The following is a 17,811-nucleotide window of genomic DNA, read 5'->3' on the forward strand; positions in this document are numbered from 1 at the left end:
GAAGCGAAAATTTTTGGAGAAAGAGGGGGTACCCCCTCTTTCTCCAAAAAATAATAAACCCTACCAAAAAACTAGTTAGGTGAAAACATTGATTCTCAAATTTACACAGGATTGTGGACTTGACTCTCTAAATACAGCAATAAGGTGATTTTTGTTATAATAGGGTCCTCTCAGTCCGCTTAGCAGAGAACCTTCATAAATATCAACCGAAACTGCCAATGTTAGCCCTTCAGCGCTTGTCGCCGATAAACAGGCACCTTTCGCCTTTCTATGTCTAGCTGCAGGTGCCATCGGCTCGAGGTCGCTTCGGTCTATCAAACGTGTCCCAAAAGCAGGACACGTATTGTTAGCCCTCCAGCGCTTGTCGCCGATAAACAGGCACCTTTCGCCTTTCTTCTCCCCTGTCCATATATTGTAACTTTGTTAAATCAATGGGAGTATGTGATTTATCCTATATTCTTGTAAACTTATATACTATAATATTAGTATGAAACTTTTTCTTAAGTGTTTCGTAATAGTTAAGAGAAAGAAAGTGTAACTTTCTAAAATATGATGTGAAATAGAAAGAGGGGATGAAATGGTCACAATTAAACAATTGATTGTTGGGTTTTTATCTGCAATCGGAATTGGAGTTTTAGCTTTATTTATAGCGACAGGTTGGTATATTGTAGACGAAACTGACCAAGCGGCATTAATTACGTTTGGTAAAGTTGAGGAAACGATAGCTGAACCAGGTCTTAAATTTAAAATGCCTTGGCCTATTCAGCGAGTAGAAATCTTATCAAGAACGACAAATAATCTTCGTGTAGGCTTTGAAGAGCGAAATGGAGAACTGAATTATACAGACGAAGCCAAGATGATTACGGGTGATGAAAACATCGTTTTAGCTGATCTGATCGTTCAGTGGAGAATTACCGATCCAGAAGAGTATTTATTTAATGCAGATAATCCAGAACAAATCTTATTTAATGCAGCTTCCGCTTCATTAAGAGGGGTAATTGGAAGTTCGAGAATTGATGCTATCTTAACAGACGAACGACCAGAAATCGAAGCAAAAGTAAGAGAAAATCTACTGTCTTATATGGAGACTTATAAAGTCGGAATTACTGTAATGGATGTTAAACTTCAAAACGTTGAATTACCAAACGAGGAAGTAAGACGTGCATTTACAGAAGTTACAGATGCTCGTGAGGAACGATTAACGAAAATTAATGAAGCCAATAAATATCGTAACCAGTTAATGAATGAAGCAAAAGGGGAGCAAGATGCAATCATTTCCCGAGCGGAAGGTACAAAAGCAGAACGTATGGAACGTGCCCGCGGGGATGTTGCAAGATTTAACGCCCTTTACGAGGAGTATTTAATTAATCCAGAGGTAACGAGACAGAGACTTGTTTTAGAAACACTTGAAGAAGTATTACCAGGTACAGATATTTACATTATGGATAACAACAGTGATACGGTAAGTTATTTACCGATCCGACCAATTGAACGCCGTGCAGATCAATCTAGTGAAGGGGGGAACAACTAATGAGTGATAATAATATTGTAGATTTAGAGGAACGTCGTCCGAACGAAGATTGGAAAAAGTATACTCGTCTAGGAGTAACACTAGTCATTATTATTGCTGTAGTTGCAACTATCCTTTCCAACCTATTCATCGTTGAGCAAGGCGAGTATAAGGTCGTACGTCAATTCGGTGAAGTTGTAAGAATTGAAAGTGAACCAGGTTTAAGTTATAAAATCCCATTTATTCAATCGGTGACAACATTACCGAAATATCAAATGGTTTATGACATCACACCAGCAGAGATTAATACAAGAGATAAGAAACGTATGCTTGTCGATACGTATGCCGTATGGAGTGTTGACGATCCTAGACTTATGATCTCTAATGCGAGATCGATTCAAAATGCCGAATCGATTATGGGTAACTTTATTTTCTCCGTTATCCGTGCAGAATTAGGTCAACTCGATTATGACGAAATCATTAATGACGAAGCATCTAATCGTGGAAGTTTTAATGAACGTGTACGTGACCGTGTCAATGAGTTATTAGCAAGAGATAATTACGGAATTCAATTAACGGATATTCGTATGAAACGTACGGATTTACCTGAAGAGAACGAGCAGGCAATCTTCCGTCGAATGATCTCTGAACGTCAATCAACAGCACAAGATTATTTATCGCAAGGGGACGCAGAAGCGAACCGTATTCGTGCAAACACAGACCGTGAAGTGCAAGAAATCGTAGCGAAGGCAACAGCTGATGCGAATGAAATCATCGGTGAAGGTGAAGCTGAAGCTGCACGTATTTACAATGAATCCTTTGGACGTGACACGGAATTCTATAACTTATACCGTACACTTCAATCGTATGAAAAAACAATTCAAGATGAAACTGTCATTGTACTTCCAGCAGATTCACCATATGCTCGTATTTTGATGGGCTATACTAATTAATAAATGATAAAGACACTTTGCTACGGCAAAGTGTCTTTATTCGTCTTACGATACAATCCGAACTGAACATGAATTCCCGACATTTTCTAAACGCCAGACGGTTGTGATAAAATGAAAATAAAGTATGGAATTTGAGAGGAGTGCTCTTGTGAATAAATTAGTTCTTGTAGATGGAAATAGTATTGCTTACCGCGCGTTTTTTGCACTTCCTTTATTGAACAATGATAAAGGGGTTTATACGAATGCAGTCTATGGCTTTACGATGATGCTGCTTAAAATTATTGAAGAAGAAAAACCGACTCATATGGTGGTAGCTTTTGATGCAGGTAAAACAACGTTCCGACATGAAACATATGGAGAATATAAAAGTGGCCGGCAAAAAACACCTGGAGAGTTATCGGAACAATTCCCAATCATTCGCGAAGTGTTAGATGCATTTCAAATTTCAAGGTATGAAATTGAGAACTATGAAGCAGATGATATTATTGGAACACTTGCTAAACAAGCCGAAAAGGAAGATTGGACCGTAAGTGTTTATTCCGGAGATAAAGATTTACTTCAATTAGTGTCACCGAAAGTAAAGGTGACATTATCTCGAAAAGGGATCACAAATGTAGATACATATGATGAGAAAGCGATAGCAGATAAATATGGGATTACGCCGTTACAAATTATTGATATGAAAGGCCTTATGGGAGATAGTTCGGATAACATTCCTGGCGTTCCTGGAATAGGAGAAAAAACGGCGTTAAAACTTTTGAAAGAATATGAAACAGTTGAGAACGTTCTTGATTCTATTGATAAAATATCTGGTAAGAAAATGAAAGAACGACTTGAAGAAAATAAAGAACAGGCTCTCATGAGTAAAAAGCTAGCAACGATTTTTAGTGATGTTCCTATGGATCGCAGTTTAAATTCATTTACGTTTGAAGATTATGATAAAGAGAAAGTGGTTGCACTTTTTAAAGAGCTAGACTTTAATACATTATTAAATAAATTAGATGTCGGTGAAACGGAAGAAACTACCTTACAAGATGAGGACATTGAGTATGAAGTTATTGATGAAGTAACAGAGGAAATTCTCCAAAATCCTTCTGCACTCATTGTCGAAGTGATCTCAGAAAACTATCACCAAGCAGATGTACTCGGTTTTACGATTGTAAACGAAAGTGGGAAATACTTCATTCCAACTGAAGTGGCAAGTCATTCGGAAGTATTTATTGAGTGGGCGAAAGACTCAACAAAGAAAAAGTGGGTAGCTGATACGAAGCGAGCCGTTGTAGCTTTAGGGTGGAAAGGCATTGAGCTGAATGGTGTAGAGTTTGATATCCTTTTAGCGTCCTACTTATTAAATCCTTCAAGCTCGTCTTACGAGTTAGCTGATGTTACAAAAGAGCGAGGCAAACAACTAGTCGATTATGATGAAATCATTTATGGAAAAGGAGCAAAGCGTAAAGTTCCTGAAAGAGACATTTTAGAAAAGCATCTCATTAAAAAAGCTCACGTTATATATATATTAAAAGAAGAGCTTGAAAACGAATTGAAAAAGAATGAACAATTTGAATTGTTTAGTGAACTAGAAATGCCATTGGCTCTTGTTTTAGCTATGATGGAAATTACCGGTGTCAAAGTCGATGAACAACAGTTGAAAGCAATGGGGCAAGAATTAGGAGAGCAGCTTGCTTTGTTAGAAAAGGAAATTCACGAATTAGCAGGTATTTCATTTAATATTAATTCACCAAAGCAATTAGGAGAAATACTGTTTGAGAAGCTTAACCTGCCACCTGTAAAAAAAACAAAGACAGGTTACTCGACGTCAGCCGATGTCCTTGAAAAACTACAAGATCAACATGAGATTATCGATAAAATTCTACATTACCGTCAATTAGGAAAATTGAATTCAACGTATATTGAGGGATTACTAAAAGTAGTTCATCACGATACGAGCAAAATTCATACGATTTTCAATCAAGCGCTAACTCAGACCGGTCGCTTGAGTTCGACGGAACCGAATTTACAGAATATCCCGATTCGCCTTGAGGAAGGAAGGAAAATCCGTAAAGCATTCGTTGCGTCTGAAAAAGACTGGGTCATTTTTGCTGCCGATTACTCACAAATTGAATTAAGGGTACTTGCTCATATTGCTCAGGATCAGGGATTAATGACAGCTTTTAAAGAAGATATGGATATTCATACAAAAACCGCAATGGATGTGTTTCATGTTAAAGCAGATGAAGTAACATCGAATATGAGAAGAAGTGCAAAAGCTGTTAACTTCGGCATTGTTTACGGTATTAGTGATTATGGATTGTCACAAAATCTAGGAATTACGAGAAAAGAGGCAGCTCAATTTATTGAGCGCTACTTTGAAAGTTTTCCTGGAGTTAAAGAATATATGGATCGCATTATTGAAAAAGCACGGGAAAATGGATATGTAACGACGTTGTTACACCGTCGAAGATATTTACCTGAAATTACAAGCCGTAACTTTAACTTGCGCAGCTTTGCGGAAAGAACTGCCATGAATACACCTATACAAGGAACAGCTGCAGATATTATTAAGAAAGCAATGGTTCAATTAAGTGAACAATTAGAGGAAGCGAATTTAAATGCCCGGTTATTACTTCAAGTTCATGATGAATTGATCTTAGAACTTCCAAAAGATGAGCTTGAAATCGTTGAAAAAATGGTCAAAGACGTGATGGAAAATGCAATTGAACTCGATGTACCTTTAAAAGTAGATTCTTCCTATGGAGACAGTTGGTACGACGCAAAATAAGGAGTAGGAACAATGCCAGAATTACCAGAAGTAGAAACGGTAAAACGAACATTAGAACGTTTAGTCATTGGTAAAACGATAACGGATATAGACATTCTATGGCCTAAAATGATTAAGAAGCCAGATGATGCCGAACATTTTAAAGCACTGTTACGAAACCAAACGATTCGTGAAATGGGACGACGGGGAAAATTTTTAAAGTTTATTTTAGATGATTATGTTTTAGTCTCCCATTTACGGATGGAAGGTCGTTACGGAATGTTTCAGGCAGATGAAGAGAGAAATAAGCATGTTCATGTGATTTTCTACTTTTCTGATGGAACGCAGCTGCGTTATCAAGATGTTCGTAAATTCGGTACGATGCACTTATTTATTAAGGGAGAAGAAGAACGTTCATTACCTTTAATGGAATTAGGGTTAGAGCCTTTTGCTGAAGAATTTACAATTGAGCATTTAAAAGAGGGGCTAGCAAAAACAAACAGGAAGGTAAAAACGGCGTTATTAGATCAAAAGATTGTTGTCGGCTTAGGAAACATCTACGTCGATGAAGCTCTTTTTCACGCAGGCATCCTTCCTGAACGTTTAGCCAAAGATGTTAAGGAAGAAGAGTTACCATTACTCCATGAAAAAATTATCGAAACATTAGGTAAAGCCATTGAACAAGGAGGAAGTTCGATAAAATCTTATGTCAATGGTCAAGGGGAAATGGGGATGTTTCAGCAATTTTTGTTTGTTTACGGTCGAAAAGGTGAGCCGTGTAGAAAATGTGGAACATTGATAGAAAAAACGGTAGTCGGGGGGCGCGGTACGCACTTCTGTCCGAATTGCCAAAAATAAAGTACATTGGATAGGCTCCTGCCATATACTATCGTATCAGTCATGGAAGGAGCTTTTTACATGGTAGAAATCTTCTCATTATTACTTTTAGCCTTAGCTGTTAGTTTAGATAGTTTTGGTGTGGGTCTAACATATGGACTTAGAAAGATGAAGTTACCGTTTAAGTCCTTACTATTTATTGCGTTTTGTTCAGCAGTTTCCATCCTTCTAGCCATGACATTCGGAAATTGGATCCAACGATACTTATCTCCTCAATTTGCAGAAGCTCTCGGGGGGATTATCTTAATTTTGATTGGTGCCTGGGCATTGTATCAAGTATTTCGACCAACCAAAAATACGGTTGAAGAAGAGGAAGAAGTTCCAAAAAAGGTTGATGATAAAGTTCTCATCAACTTAGAGATAAAAATGCTCGGCTTGGTGATACGAATACTGAGAAAGCCGATGGAAGCTGACATTGATAAATCAGGAACAATTACAGGAAGAGAAGCTATTTTATTAGGGGTCGCTTTATCATTAGATGCGTTTGGAGCTGGAATTGGAGCCGCTCTCATTGGATTTTCACCTTGGTTGATGGCACTTACAGTTGCGGTTATGAGTGCTTCTTTTGTTACGTTTGGCATGAAAAGCGGTTATCGGTTCTCGGATACGTATTTAATGAAGAAGTTTTCGTTTATTCCTGGGTTGTTACTGATTATACTAGGTGTATGGAGTCTAATTTAAAGGTAGTTCAAAAAGTCCGGGAAAAATAGCTGTCGAATCTCGGCGTTGGCTTGCTTCTGCGTTGCTCGTGTATTAAAAGTATACACTGTGCTACTCGAAGCGGCGCCGCCTTGATCTTCTCGGCTCTTTTTGTCCTCCTTTTTGAAGCAGGATAGGAAAGGTAGTTCAAAAAGTCCGGGAAAAATAGCTGTCGAATCTCGGCGTTGGCTTGCTTCTGCGTTGCTCGTGTATTAAAAGCATACACTGTGCTACTCGAAGCGGCGCCGCCTTGATCTTCTCGGCTCTTTCTGTCCTCCTTTTTGAAGCAGGATAGGAAAGGTAGTTCAAAAAGTCCGGGAAAAATAGCGGTCGAATCTCGGCGTTGGCTTGCTTCTGCGTTGCTCGTGTATTAAAAGCATACACTGTGCTACTCGAAGCGGCGCCGCCTTGATCTTCTCGGCTCTTTTTGTCCTCCTTTTTGAAGCAGGATAGGAAAGGTAGTTCAAAAAGTCCGGGAATAAATAAAGGAGTAAAGAGGATGATAATTGGTTTAACAGGTGGAATTTCTAGTGGTAAAAGTACGGTTTCTCATTTCATTTCGAAATTAGGAATACCCATTATTGATGCAGATGTAATAGCAAGGGAAGTTGTCGAACCTGGAGAAGAGGCTTTTAACCAAATTGTTTCTCATTTTGGCACTCAGGTGCTTAATGAGGAAGGTACAATTGCTCGAAAACGACTGGGTGAGATCATTTTTAATGATGAAAAAGAACGAAAGAAATTAAATTCCATCGTTCACCCTGCCATTCGAAAGAGAATGATTGAAACGAAAGATCGATTATTTGGAGAAGGTCATTCTGTCGTCGTATATGACTTACCCTTACTATTTGAAAGTGATTTACGGCATATGGTCGATAAAGTATTGTTAGTATACGTGGAAGAACAAATTCAATTAGAGAGATTAATGGCGCGGGATCAGTCTTCTAAAGAGGAAGCATTAAGTCGTATCCAATCACAAATGCCGTTAAAGGATAAAACCAAGTTAGCTGATGAAGTCATTAATAATAATGGATCCATCGAAGGTACAGAAGAGCAATTAAGACAAATATTAGTGAAGTGGCAAATTATAAACAATTAAGTTATACTTATTAATCGTTTATGTCGTTCTATAAAAAGTGAGCGAATAGGAAAAACACTAAGATATCTAAAATATCCTAGTGTTTTTTCATTTGGTTCTTCACGCTACGCTCTAACAAGTATTAGTTAAGAGCCGAAAACCTTTAAATTAATTGAATTGCCTAATTATTTTTATTTATTATCTTTTTATAAAATTATTAGTTCGTAATGCATATTATATGTTATACTATTTCATATCAGAGGACATTTAGTATAGCATATATAAATGGGGAGGATCTAATTATGATGAAGGTCAAAGTGGCGATTAATGGATTTGGAAGAATTGGGAGAATGGTGTTCCGAAAAGCAATCCTTGACGATAAATTAGATGTTGTAGCGGTAAATGCAAGCTACCCAGCGGAAACATTAGCTCATTTAATAAAATATGATAGCATCCATGGACCATTCCAAGCGGACGTAGAAGCGGGGGATAACGAATTAATCGTAAACGGAAAAGTCGTTAAGCTTTTACAATCACGTGATCCAAAACAATTACCATGGAAAGAAATGAATGTAGATATCGTTGTTGAAGCAACGGGTAAATTCAAATCAAAAGAGACGGCTGGTTACCACATTGAAGCTGGAGCAAAGAAAGTAGTAATTACTGCACCAGGTAAAGATGAGGATGTTACAGTAGTTGTTGGTGTAAATGATGCCGATTACATTCATGAAAAGCACGATGTGATTTCAAATGCATCTTGTACAACAAACTGTCTTGCACCAGTTGCTAAAGTTATAGATGAAGCATTTGGAATTGAAACAGGAATGATGACAACTGTTCATTCTTATACAAACGACCAAAAGAATATTGACAATCCACACAAAGATTTACGAAGAGCTCGTGCATGCGCTCAATCGATTATTCCAACGTCTACTGGAGCAGCTAAAGCAATTGCGAAAGTTTTACCAAACCTGAACGGAAAATTAAACGGTATGGCATTACGAGTACCAACACCTAACGTTTCTTTAGTTGACTTTGTTGTTCAAGTTAAGAAAGATGTAACGGTAGAAGAAGTAAATGAAGTATTAAGAAATGCTGCAAACAATGAACTAGAAGGAATTTTAGGTTACACTGATGAGCCGCTAGTTTCGATTGACTTTAATGGTAACGAAAATTCTTCAATCATTGATGGCTTATCGACAATGGTATTAGGAGACCGCCAGTTAAAAGTTTTAGCTTGGTATGATAATGAGTGGGGTTACTCTTGTCGTGTTGTAGACCTTGTTAACCTTGTTGCAGAAAAGATTGTAAACGATGCAAAACTTCACGTGTAATACCAACTAATTAGTATGGAATAAATGATGGCTGACCTGCGATTGACCGGGTCAGCTTTGTTATGTTTCCTTCAAAAAGGGTATATACAAATGAAAGTGGGTTAACAATAAAGTGATACTTCGCTTACCACCAGGCGAGTATTAATGTATCCATTTTTTGTTTCAATTGGCGTATAGGATAACATGCTTAAGGTACCAAAATCTAAAGCGGTTCAATCATAGGGGATCAGAAAAACACTTGTTAATTTATTATTGCAAATAAAAATTAAAACAAGTATACTAATTCACGTGAACTTCAAATAAGCAAATCAGGAATAGTTAGCTACTCAAAGGGTTAGGACCTCTCTGGACTAACTTTCCCCCGTGGTACCTTAACATTCCTACATGCTTGAGAAGGCATGACATTTTTTTTACAAAGGGGGATTCAACTTATGGATACTATGGGTCGTCACGTAATCGCTGAATTATGGGGATGTAACGTAGAGAAGTTGAATGATATGAATTTTATTGAGAGAGTATTCGTTGACGCAGCATTGGAGTCGGGAGCGGAAGTACGTGAAGTTGCATTTCACAAATTTGCCCCACACGGTGTTAGTGGAGTTGTAATTATTTCAGAATCACATTTAACGATTCACAGCTTTCCTGAACATGGGTACGCTAGTATCGATGTTTACACTTGTGGAGATCGAATCGACCCGAATGTAGCTTCAAATTTTATATCTAAAGCACTACAGGCGACAACAAGTGAAATTATTGAAGTGCCAAGAGGAATGGGTCCTATCAAGGTTGAAAAATCGAAAGTTCAAGCATTGTAATGCGTAAAAAAGAGGTGGTGGAAACCATCTCTTTTTGATTCGACGGATAAGGATCTACATTGTCTATAGTTTTACAAGGCTCTTTTTACAAAGATTGTTGCTCCGTGCTTTTGGACCGTAAGCCAAGCGAATGCTTGGCTCTTCACGCTATGCGTGAAGCTTTTGAAAATAAAATAGCCGTTCAGACAAATGAATTTGTCTTGATAAGGCTATTTTATTTTCGAAAACGGTCCAAAAGCAACAAAGTTTACGAAAACAGCCTTTTACAAAAAAGGTATTGTTATCTGTTTTTGTTAACAGTAATTTACGTTATTCCCTTAAAATCAGCGTTTTTCTAATCAATCTGTGAACGATTTCTTGTCATTTTTCGAGTTTTTATTTATTATTAAAGTAGTATATTTTGTTCGCCAAGCCAAATGCAAGACAAAGTGGAGTTGATACTGAATGCGTTGTCCAGCATGTGAATATAATGGAACTAAAGTTCTTGACTCGAGACCTAGCCATGAAGGGAAATCGATTCGTAGAAGAAGAGAATGTGAATCTTGCAATTATCGTTTTACAACGTTTGAGACTGTTGAAGAACATCCAATCATTATTGTAAAAAAAGATGGTACGCGACAAGAGTTTAGCCGTGAAAAGATATTAAGAGGGCTTATTCGCGCTTGTGAAAAACGACCAGTTTCCTTAGAGCAGCTCAATGAAATTGTGACGAAGGTTGAACGTGAGCTTCGAAGCAAAGGGTTGAATGAAGTGGAGAGCCGAGTTGTCGGTGAATTGGTTATGGAAATATTAGCCGGTGTGGATGATGTTGCTTATGTCCGGTTTGCATCAGTCTACCGTCAATTTAAGGATATTAATGTTTTTATCGATGAACTTAAAGATCTAATTGATCGAAATACGACTAAGAAATAAATGAGCTTTAAGCTGTCTGCTGAGAGCTCTTTTTCACTTTTATCCCGTTTAACTGGCGCTAAGACGCCCACTTCAAGCCTTTGAGGAAGCGAAAAAGGCTAAGTGGGAGACAAGCGCCAGTAACAACCCGATTGGTTCAACTAATTTTCAGTGGAGAATGAAGAAACACTGAAAAAGTTTCACTTTATAGATTAGATTGAAGTAAGGATAGGTGGTATGAATGGAATGGCATTGGAAAGAGCTTTTGCCAGTTGACCGTTTGATGATTCGAGCGAAAGACCAATTAACGGTTCAAGATCAGAGAGTACTTATATTGTTATACCAACCCTTAATTGGTGCGGTAGCTTATAGCTTGTATATGACCTTGTGGAGTGAGTTAGAAGATGATATTTACTGGAGTGAAGAGACTACACATCGACAGTTAATGATTAGTATGGATCTACCATTACCACAACTTTTTCAAGAACGAAAAAAGTTAGAAGCAATTGGATTATTAAAAACGTACAAGAAAAAACAGGATGATTACTCCACTTATCTATATGAGCTTCAGCCCCCGATGTCACCACAGGCATTTTTTACAAATGACGTTTTAAGTGTTTATCTATATAATCGATTAGGGAAGACGAAATATCGACAAATTAGAGAGCGGTTTTTAATCGACAAATTAGATGAAGCAGGGTATGAAGAAGTAACGTATGCGTTTGACGAAGTATTCACTTCTTTATCGCATTCCGAAATCGCTACTCATCACCAATCAGAGTTAATTGAAGCATTAGAAATTGACCCTAATAAAGAAGTCGTACAAAGAGGGCAAGAACAAGACCTGTTGTTTGCGGATCACTCTTATGACTTTCAATTGTTAGAATCTGATTTAGGAACGTTTAGTAATGCAAAAAAGTTACTGACAGTAGAGATAAAAAAAGTCATTATACGTCTAGCTTTCGTATATCGAATTGAACCTTTAGAAATGAGCCGATTAATCCAACAAGCGCTTCTTCATGATGATGAGTTGAATGTAGAGGAATTAAGAAAACGAGCGCAAGAATGGTATAAAATAGAGTATGGAAATGAGCCCCCTACCCTTGGGTTAAAAACTCATCCGTTAGAACACCGTGAAATGAGCGGGAAAGTTCCACAAACAGAAGAGGAAAAAATGATATCACTGTATGAAACCACATCGCCACTCGATTTACTTGAAAGCCGATCAGATGGTGCCAAAGTTCCTTTAGCTGATGTGAAAATCATTGAAAGTTTACTTCTCGATTATCAGCTAATGCCTGGTGTTGTGAACGTACTGATTGATTCAGTTTTAATTCGCAATGATATGAAGCTAACAAAGGCTTTAATTGATAAAATTGCTGGGCACTGGTCCAGAAAAAATATTAAAACTGTAAAAGAAGCAATGGAATTAGCCAGAATCGAGTATCAAAAAAATACAGCGTACCAACAAAGTAAAAATGACTCTCCAGTTGGTAAAGTGGAAAAAGGGCGACCGAAAAAATCTTCTGTACGTAAAGATAAATTACCGAAATGGCTATTGAAAGAACAAGAAGAAAAGTCTTCAGCGACGCCTTCAGATAATAATAATAACCAAGACCCTAAATTAGCTCAGGAAAAAGAAAAAATCAAGAAAATGATGGAGCAATTAAAGCAAAATAAAGTGCTAAAGGAGGAAGATTAGATGGAATCCATTCAATCCTCCCTTCAAAAAATGATGAGCGGGGAAAAGTTTTTAAAGCAATACGAGAAGATGAAGCATGAGATCTTTACCGATCCTATTATTAATGAATTTATCCAAGCAAACCCTCAAGTCTCCCTTGAAATGCTCGAAAAAAGTTTGCCAAAGTTAGATCAATATCGAAAAGAGCTGAATACGTGTAATAACTGTCCAGGACTTGAAAAATGTTCTAACTTAATGCAAGGGTACAAACCTCGCCTAGCGATAGAAAGAAGTTATGTTGATATTCGCTTTGAGATTTGTGAAACCAAACTTAGAAAAGATCGACAACAGAAACAACAATCACTTATAAAAAGTTTATATATACCTAAAGATATTCTTGAAGCAAGGTTTGAAAATATTGATCAAAAAGAAGAATTGCGCATGGCAGCGACTGCTGCTGCATTAGAATTTGTCATGGAAGCTGATCCAGGCAACCATTCCATGGGTTTATATTTATATGGGAAATTTGGTGTCGGTAAAACGTATATTATGGGTGCTGTGGCAAACGCGTTAGCAGACCGAGGGATTGAAACGATGCTCGTTTATACTCCGGATTTCTTTAGGGAAATGAAGCAATCTATTGGTGACGGGACATTGAATACAAAGCTAGAACGAGTAAAAAATGCCAAAGTGCTTATTTTAGATGATATCGGTGCGGAAAGTTTGTCCAGTTGGATACGCGATGATGTTTTAGGCGTTATCCTCCAATATCGAATGCTAGAAAAGCTCCCAACTTTATTCACATCAAATTTCGATTATGAAGAATTAGAAGAACACTTATCATACTCGGATCGTGGCGGGTTTGAACAGTTAAAAGCGAAACGAATTATGGAGAGAATACGTCATTATACTAGACCGGTTTATGTTGATGGCTCGAATCGAAGAGAGCGGAATTAGTCTTTTTTGAGAGATAAAGTATAAATTCGAAGGTGTCTAGCTCCAGCGCCCAGCGACTAGCGAGACTTCGCTCACCTCCTTGCGATAAGTCAACATCGGCTCACTAACGATCACCGTGTTTCCTTTATCTCATACGGTGTGCTCCAGTCCGTACGTCGCAAAACGGGCGCTTCCGCTTTTCTTTAGAATGGGCAATTTTTTATAATCTATGATAGTATAATACTAGTTGATAAAGTTGGGGGTAATGAATCAGATGAGCATTGACCACATTCTCGAGCGTGCAGTGAACGGGGAACGAATTTCATTAGAAGACTGCATCGAGCTCTATAAAAGTGATGAAGTAGAAAAAATGGGTGAGGCAGCAAATACGATTATGAAAAAATGGCACCCAGAACCAGTGACAACTTTTGTTATCGGTAGGAACGTGAACTATACAAATTTCTGTGATACGTATTGTCGCTTTTGTGCATTTTACAGACCACCAGGGCATGCAGAAGGCTATGTTCTTGAAGATGAAGAAGTATTCAAGAAAATTCAAGAAACTGTTGATGTTGGTGGAACTGAAATCTTAATGCAAGGTGGAACGAATCCAGATCTGCCATTTTCATATTACACAGATTTATTAAAAAAGATAAAAGAGCGCTTTGATATTACGATGCACTCTTTTTCACCTGCTGAAATTTACAAAATGGCTGAAGTCTCCGGCTTGTCTTTAGAAGAAGTTCTAATTCAACTAAAAGAAGCGGGATTAGATTCCGTGCCGGGTGGCGGTGCTGAGATTTTAACTGAAGAGACTCGCAGACGGGTAAGTCGAATAAAAGATACGTGGCAAGAGTGGATCGATTGTATGAAAACCGTTAAGAAAGTGGGCATGCACGGTACAGCCACAATGGTTATTGGTTTAGGTGAAACGATTGAAGAACGTGCACTTCACCTTCAACGAGTCCGTGATGCACAAGATGAAGCAGATTGTTTCCTTGCGTTTATTTCTTGGACATTCCAACCCGATAACACCAACCTAAAAGGTGAAAAAATTTCACCACGAGGGTATTTAAAAAATGTCGCAATCTCTCGTATCTTCTTAGATAATATTGCGAACTTCCAGTCGTCTTGGGTGACGATGGGGCCTGAAGTAGGAAAACAATCGTTATCTTACGGTTGTAACGACTTCGGCAGTACGATGATGGAAGAAAATGTTGTATCTGCTGCGGGGACAACCCATAAAGTAAATACAAATCAGATTTTGCAATTAATACGAGAAGCGGGTAAAATTCCAGCGCAACGTAATACAAAATATAAGACTTTACGCGTATTTGATAACGACGAAAAAACAGCAAAAGATTTTGTTATGCAAAACTAATTGAAATCAATGATCAGAGGAGATGGCCTTAAAAGGTCATCTCCCTTTTTAATAATGAAAACAGATTAGTTAAAAATTTCAAAATAATATGATATAATGAATGAATATTCATTCAAAATGCGAGTGCGACTTTCAAGTAAATGATTGCGTTTTTTTGTAATAGAAATAATAACACTCTAAGAGGTGAAAGAAATGAAGCGTATTGGGCCACTGCTGATCATAGAAGGCCAAAATAACAGTAAAGTACCTTATTCTAGAAATATATTTATTGATTGTCCTGAAAAAGTGTTAATCGATTGTGGAGCAGATCCTAAAACTCTTTTAGAGGTTAATGACCAGTTTGGTATTGAATTAATATTAAATACCCACTATCATCCAGATCATACTCAGTATAATCATCTTTTCCCAAAGGCCGAAAAGTGGATAAATCCACTCGAGTTTGACACAGCAAGATCAATTGAAGGGATTGCAAAAGCTAATGGGATATATGAAGAATGGGGAGAGGCTGGAATTGAGCAGTGGAAAAAACAACTGCCTCAGGAATGGGTAAACAATTTACAGCAAATTTCAGGAACGTATAAATATGAAGTAGAATATAGCTTTGGTGGGATTAAGACGGTGCTATTACACACACCAGGGCATACAGCGGGCTTATCTTCTCCCTACTTCCCGGATTTGGGTGTAGTCTATGTTGGTGATTATGACATGACGACATTTGGTCCGTGGTATAACGGTACGGATGGAAGTATTGAGGACTTTATTCAGTCTGGAAAGCGCCTGCTGACTCTTGATGCGAATACCTTTATAACAGGACACCAAAAAGGCATATTTTCCAAACAAGAATTCCAAGTAGAAATGCAGCGATTTTTAGAAGTAATTGACAAGCGGGATGAAATGATCGATTATTATGCTCGGCAAGGACTAACCTTTGAAGAATTAACAAACATTGGGATCTTTTATCCGAAGGAGGTACTAAAAGTACCAATTTTTAAAACGTGGGAACGTTGTGGGATACGAAAACATCTACATCGTCTTAACCTTACTGTATCTAAAATGCCCGAGGCGTATGCAATTACAAAATAAGACATAGACAACTCAAAGAAATGAGTGCTATATTTTCCATTATTTTTAGAATACTTATTTTTACTAAGAGAATTATACTAACAATAAGTTGAAAGGAGGAGAATGTTCCATTGAAGACGGATGGGCATCGAACGTATGCGACCTTTGAATGCGATCATTGTTTAATTGATTTAACTGAACATGATGACGATTTATTTGATGATGAATCCAAAGAGTTTTATAAATCTTTAGCACAAATGATTGTTAGTAGTTATGACAGTTAGAGAACTCAACATTTATAGTACGCTTATTTGTTTTTATAACAAATAAGCGTATTTTTTAGTTCTTTTTTTTATAGCTTGTCATAGGAATGAATTAGAATGATTTGTCATGCACGAAGGCTTACAACCGGGAAACGGTATAATAAATTGTTAATTCATCGGTTAAGGGGGATTTACCATTGATTGCTATTCAATTTGAATCTCAGCAAGATTGCCAGCAAGTCTATAATCAACTTACCCGGTATATGTCTAAATATACTCAGTTAGGTTTGCAAGTAACGTTAGACATAGAGGAGGGGGAAGAAGATACGACGATCTACATCCAATATGAAGACGATGAAATCAACTTCTATGATTCATTTCATCCTTTGTTAGCATCTGTTCTTGCTCAACATGTAATCGAAACGAAGGAAGAAGATTGGCTGCTAGAAATTATTGATCAAATGTTTTATTTTAATGACCCCGAAGAGCAAGAGCAAATACTAAGTATAGCTTGCGAAATCATCAACGGAGATCGAGAAGATATACCGGCTATTCATTGTTTTTATGAGCGTGAAAATTATTTATATGAAGCCTTTGCAAAAGGCATTGACAAACATACTACATTTTACTATGAACCATTTTTAATATTTCGTTTGAAAGATTATGGTGAAATTTTAATTGACTGTGTTGAAATTGCCATAGATGAATACTTACTAGAACAAGAATATCAAAATATTGTGGAAAGCCTTCGCTACTTCCTAAAAACTGCTCCAAAGAAAATGAAAGAGCTTCATCTTGTATATGATGGTGAATTTTCTTTTTACGATGGTTCATTTAAAGGGATTAGTAGAGAAGAAAAAGAACTTTTTCTTGAAGAAGCATTAGTTTTTGAAGGAGATTTAGACATCGACGAGATGGTTGTTTCACCACTCGTTAGTATTAACCCAGAAACACTCCATATTTATACCGATGACGTAGATCAAGGAATTATTTATACACTACAAACGATTTTTCAAGAAAGAGCTGTCATTTATCCCTTAGGTGTATTTCATCGAGTAACGTAAAAGATTCATATTATTTTAAACGAAAACTTGATTTTCTCCTAAGCAATTCATATAATTACATACATATCAAACTTAATGATGTGTGATGTAATGATAAGGACATGAGTCTTCGTTTACGGTTTCCAGAGAAGGTAGAATTGCTGAGAACTACCTAACACGGAATGTTGACTTACCACCTTTGAACATTAGCAGGGAAATTACAGTATCTGCTAACGGCTCCAGACCGTTATTCTGTAGAATTGAGCTATAATTGCACGCTTATGTATGGCCATAGGTGGATAGTGCTATTGATTGATTTTTGCAATTATGGAAACAAGGGTGGAACCACGAGACTAACACTCGTCCCTTTTTTGGGATGGGTGTTTTTTTGTTCGCCCAGCATGGGCGAACTCTAACGGGTGAAAGTCCCGAGTACGACCTTGTAGCGGTAAGTACATAGCCAAAAGCAAGGGTGTCCATGGTGACGTGGAATCTGAAGGAAGCTCGAGG

15 protein-coding genes and 1 other annotated feature are annotated in these 17,811 nt (G+C 37.5%); all 15 genes read left to right on the forward strand.

Translation table 11 applies throughout. The features are described 5' to 3' along the window. Nucleotides 1–577 precede the first annotated feature (577 nt). The 15 genes from hflK (at nucleotide 578) to ytxC (ending at nucleotide 17,322) form a co-directional block, all read left to right on the forward strand. Complete coding sequence (gene hflK, locus ACNSTQ_RS22245) at nucleotides 578–1,531, forward strand: FtsH protease activity modulator HflK (protein ID WP_418201936.1); 954 nt, start codon at nucleotides 578–580, stop codon at nucleotides 1,529–1,531. Next, entirely contained in the window at nucleotides 1,531–2,463 is a 933-nt protein-coding gene (gene hflC / locus ACNSTQ_RS22250) for a protease modulator HflC (protein ID WP_418201937.1), read from the forward strand. Before hflK ends, hflC begins: the two co-directional genes overlap by 1 nt. A 148-nt stretch (nucleotides 2,464–2,611) precedes the next feature. Then, a complete protein-coding gene (polA, locus tag ACNSTQ_RS22255) occupies nucleotides 2,612–5,242 on the forward strand; it encodes a DNA polymerase I (protein ID WP_418201938.1) in 2,631 nt (876 codons plus the stop codon). 12 nt (nucleotides 5,243–5,254) lie between these two features. After that, nucleotides 5,255–6,079, forward strand: coding sequence for a DNA-formamidopyrimidine glycosylase (gene mutM / locus ACNSTQ_RS22260; RefSeq protein ID WP_418201939.1), 825 nt, complete (start codon nucleotides 5,255–5,257; stop codon nucleotides 6,077–6,079). A 60-nt stretch (nucleotides 6,080–6,139) separates the two neighbouring features. Continuing rightward, the gene (ytaF, locus tag ACNSTQ_RS22265; RefSeq protein ID WP_418201940.1) at nucleotides 6,140–6,799 is read left to right on the forward strand and encodes a sporulation membrane protein YtaF; all 660 of its coding nucleotides are present in this window, start codon (nucleotides 6,140–6,142) and stop codon (nucleotides 6,797–6,799) included. Between the two features lie 517 nt (nucleotides 6,800–7,316). Next, entirely contained in the window at nucleotides 7,317–7,916 is a 600-nt protein-coding gene (gene coaE, locus ACNSTQ_RS22270) for a dephospho-CoA kinase (RefSeq protein WP_418201941.1), read from the forward strand. 284 nt (nucleotides 7,917–8,200) lie between these two features. Continuing rightward, nucleotides 8,201–9,229 (forward strand): glyceraldehyde-3-phosphate dehydrogenase, encoded by a 1,029-nt coding sequence (locus tag ACNSTQ_RS22275; protein WP_418201949.1) that lies wholly within the window; start codon nucleotides 8,201–8,203, stop codon nucleotides 9,227–9,229. A 431-nt stretch (nucleotides 9,230–9,660) separates the two neighbouring features. After that, on the forward strand, nucleotides 9,661–10,044 hold the full coding sequence (speD, locus tag ACNSTQ_RS22280) for an adenosylmethionine decarboxylase (RefSeq protein ID WP_418201942.1): 384 nt from the start codon (nucleotides 9,661–9,663) through the stop codon (nucleotides 10,042–10,044). Nucleotides 10,045–10,488: 444 nt separating this feature from the next. Continuing rightward, the gene (gene nrdR, locus ACNSTQ_RS22285) at nucleotides 10,489–10,956 is read left to right on the forward strand and encodes a transcriptional regulator NrdR (protein ID WP_418201943.1); all 468 of its coding nucleotides are present in this window, start codon (nucleotides 10,489–10,491) and stop codon (nucleotides 10,954–10,956) included. A gap of 220 nt (nucleotides 10,957–11,176) precedes the next feature. Continuing rightward, complete coding sequence (locus ACNSTQ_RS22290) at nucleotides 11,177–12,637, forward strand: replication initiation and membrane attachment family protein (RefSeq protein ID WP_418201944.1); 1,461 nt, start codon at nucleotides 11,177–11,179, stop codon at nucleotides 12,635–12,637. Continuing rightward, on the forward strand, nucleotides 12,638–13,573 hold the full coding sequence (dnaI, locus tag ACNSTQ_RS22295) for a primosomal protein DnaI (RefSeq protein WP_418201945.1): 936 nt from the start codon (nucleotides 12,638–12,640) through the stop codon (nucleotides 13,571–13,573). Nucleotides 13,574–13,826: 253 nt separating this feature from the next. Beyond that, nucleotides 13,827–14,933: a cyclic dehypoxanthinyl futalosine synthase gene (gene mqnC, locus ACNSTQ_RS22300; RefSeq protein WP_418201950.1), complete on the forward strand. Its 1,107-nt coding sequence runs from the start codon at nucleotides 13,827–13,829 to the stop codon at nucleotides 14,931–14,933. A gap of 192 nt (nucleotides 14,934–15,125) precedes the next feature. Next, nucleotides 15,126–16,016, forward strand: a complete 891-nt coding sequence (locus ACNSTQ_RS22305; protein ID WP_418201946.1) for an MBL fold metallo-hydrolase — start codon at nucleotides 15,126–15,128, stop codon at nucleotides 16,014–16,016. A 110-nt stretch (nucleotides 16,017–16,126) separates the two neighbouring features. Beyond that, complete coding sequence (locus tag ACNSTQ_RS22310) at nucleotides 16,127–16,279, forward strand: hypothetical protein (RefSeq protein WP_418201947.1); 153 nt, start codon at nucleotides 16,127–16,129, stop codon at nucleotides 16,277–16,279. A gap of 176 nt (nucleotides 16,280–16,455) precedes the next feature. Continuing rightward, the gene (gene ytxC / locus ACNSTQ_RS22315; RefSeq protein ID WP_418201948.1) at nucleotides 16,456–17,322 is read left to right on the forward strand and encodes a putative sporulation protein YtxC; all 867 of its coding nucleotides are present in this window, start codon (nucleotides 16,456–16,458) and stop codon (nucleotides 17,320–17,322) included. Nucleotides 17,323–17,403: 81 nt separating this feature from the next. Then, nucleotides 17,404–17,672 (forward strand) — a binding site (T-box leader). Nucleotides 17,673–17,811 lie beyond the last annotated feature (139 nt).

The sequence above is a fragment of the Alkalihalobacterium sp. APHAB7 genome, assembly GCF_048323755.1.
Taxonomy (GTDB): Bacteria; Bacillota; Bacilli; order Bacillales; family Bacillaceae_F; genus Alkalihalobacterium.

Excerpts from the sequence above, each read along its gene's own strand:
- mqnC (WP_418201950.1), top strand. The coding sequence starts at position 13,827 with ATGAGCATTGACCACATTCTCGAGCGTGCAGTGAACGGGGAACGAATT.
- ACNSTQ_RS22275 (WP_418201949.1), top strand. The coding sequence starts at position 8,201 with ATGAAGGTCAAAGTGGCGATTAATGGATTTGGAAGAATTGGGAGAATG.
- nrdR (WP_418201943.1), top strand. The coding sequence starts at position 10,489 with ATGCGTTGTCCAGCATGTGAATATAATGGAACTAAAGTTCTTGACTCG.
- dnaI (WP_418201945.1), top strand. The coding sequence starts at position 12,638 with ATGGAATCCATTCAATCCTCCCTTCAAAAAATGATGAGCGGGGAAAAG.
- ACNSTQ_RS22305 (WP_418201946.1), top strand. The coding sequence starts at position 15,126 with ATGAAGCGTATTGGGCCACTGCTGATCATAGAAGGCCAAAATAACAGT.
- hflC (WP_418201937.1), top strand. The coding sequence starts at position 1,531 with ATGAGTGATAATAATATTGTAGATTTAGAGGAACGTCGTCCGAACGAA.
- ytaF (WP_418201940.1), top strand. The coding sequence starts at position 6,140 with ATGGTAGAAATCTTCTCATTATTACTTTTAGCCTTAGCTGTTAGTTTA.
- speD (WP_418201942.1), top strand. The coding sequence starts at position 9,661 with ATGGATACTATGGGTCGTCACGTAATCGCTGAATTATGGGGATGTAAC.
- mutM (WP_418201939.1), top strand. The coding sequence starts at position 5,255 with ATGCCAGAATTACCAGAAGTAGAAACGGTAAAACGAACATTAGAACGT.
- coaE (WP_418201941.1), top strand. The coding sequence starts at position 7,317 with ATGATAATTGGTTTAACAGGTGGAATTTCTAGTGGTAAAAGTACGGTT.
- hflK (WP_418201936.1), top strand. The coding sequence starts at position 578 with ATGGTCACAATTAAACAATTGATTGTTGGGTTTTTATCTGCAATCGGA.
- ACNSTQ_RS22290 (WP_418201944.1), top strand. The coding sequence starts at position 11,177 with ATGGAATGGCATTGGAAAGAGCTTTTGCCAGTTGACCGTTTGATGATT.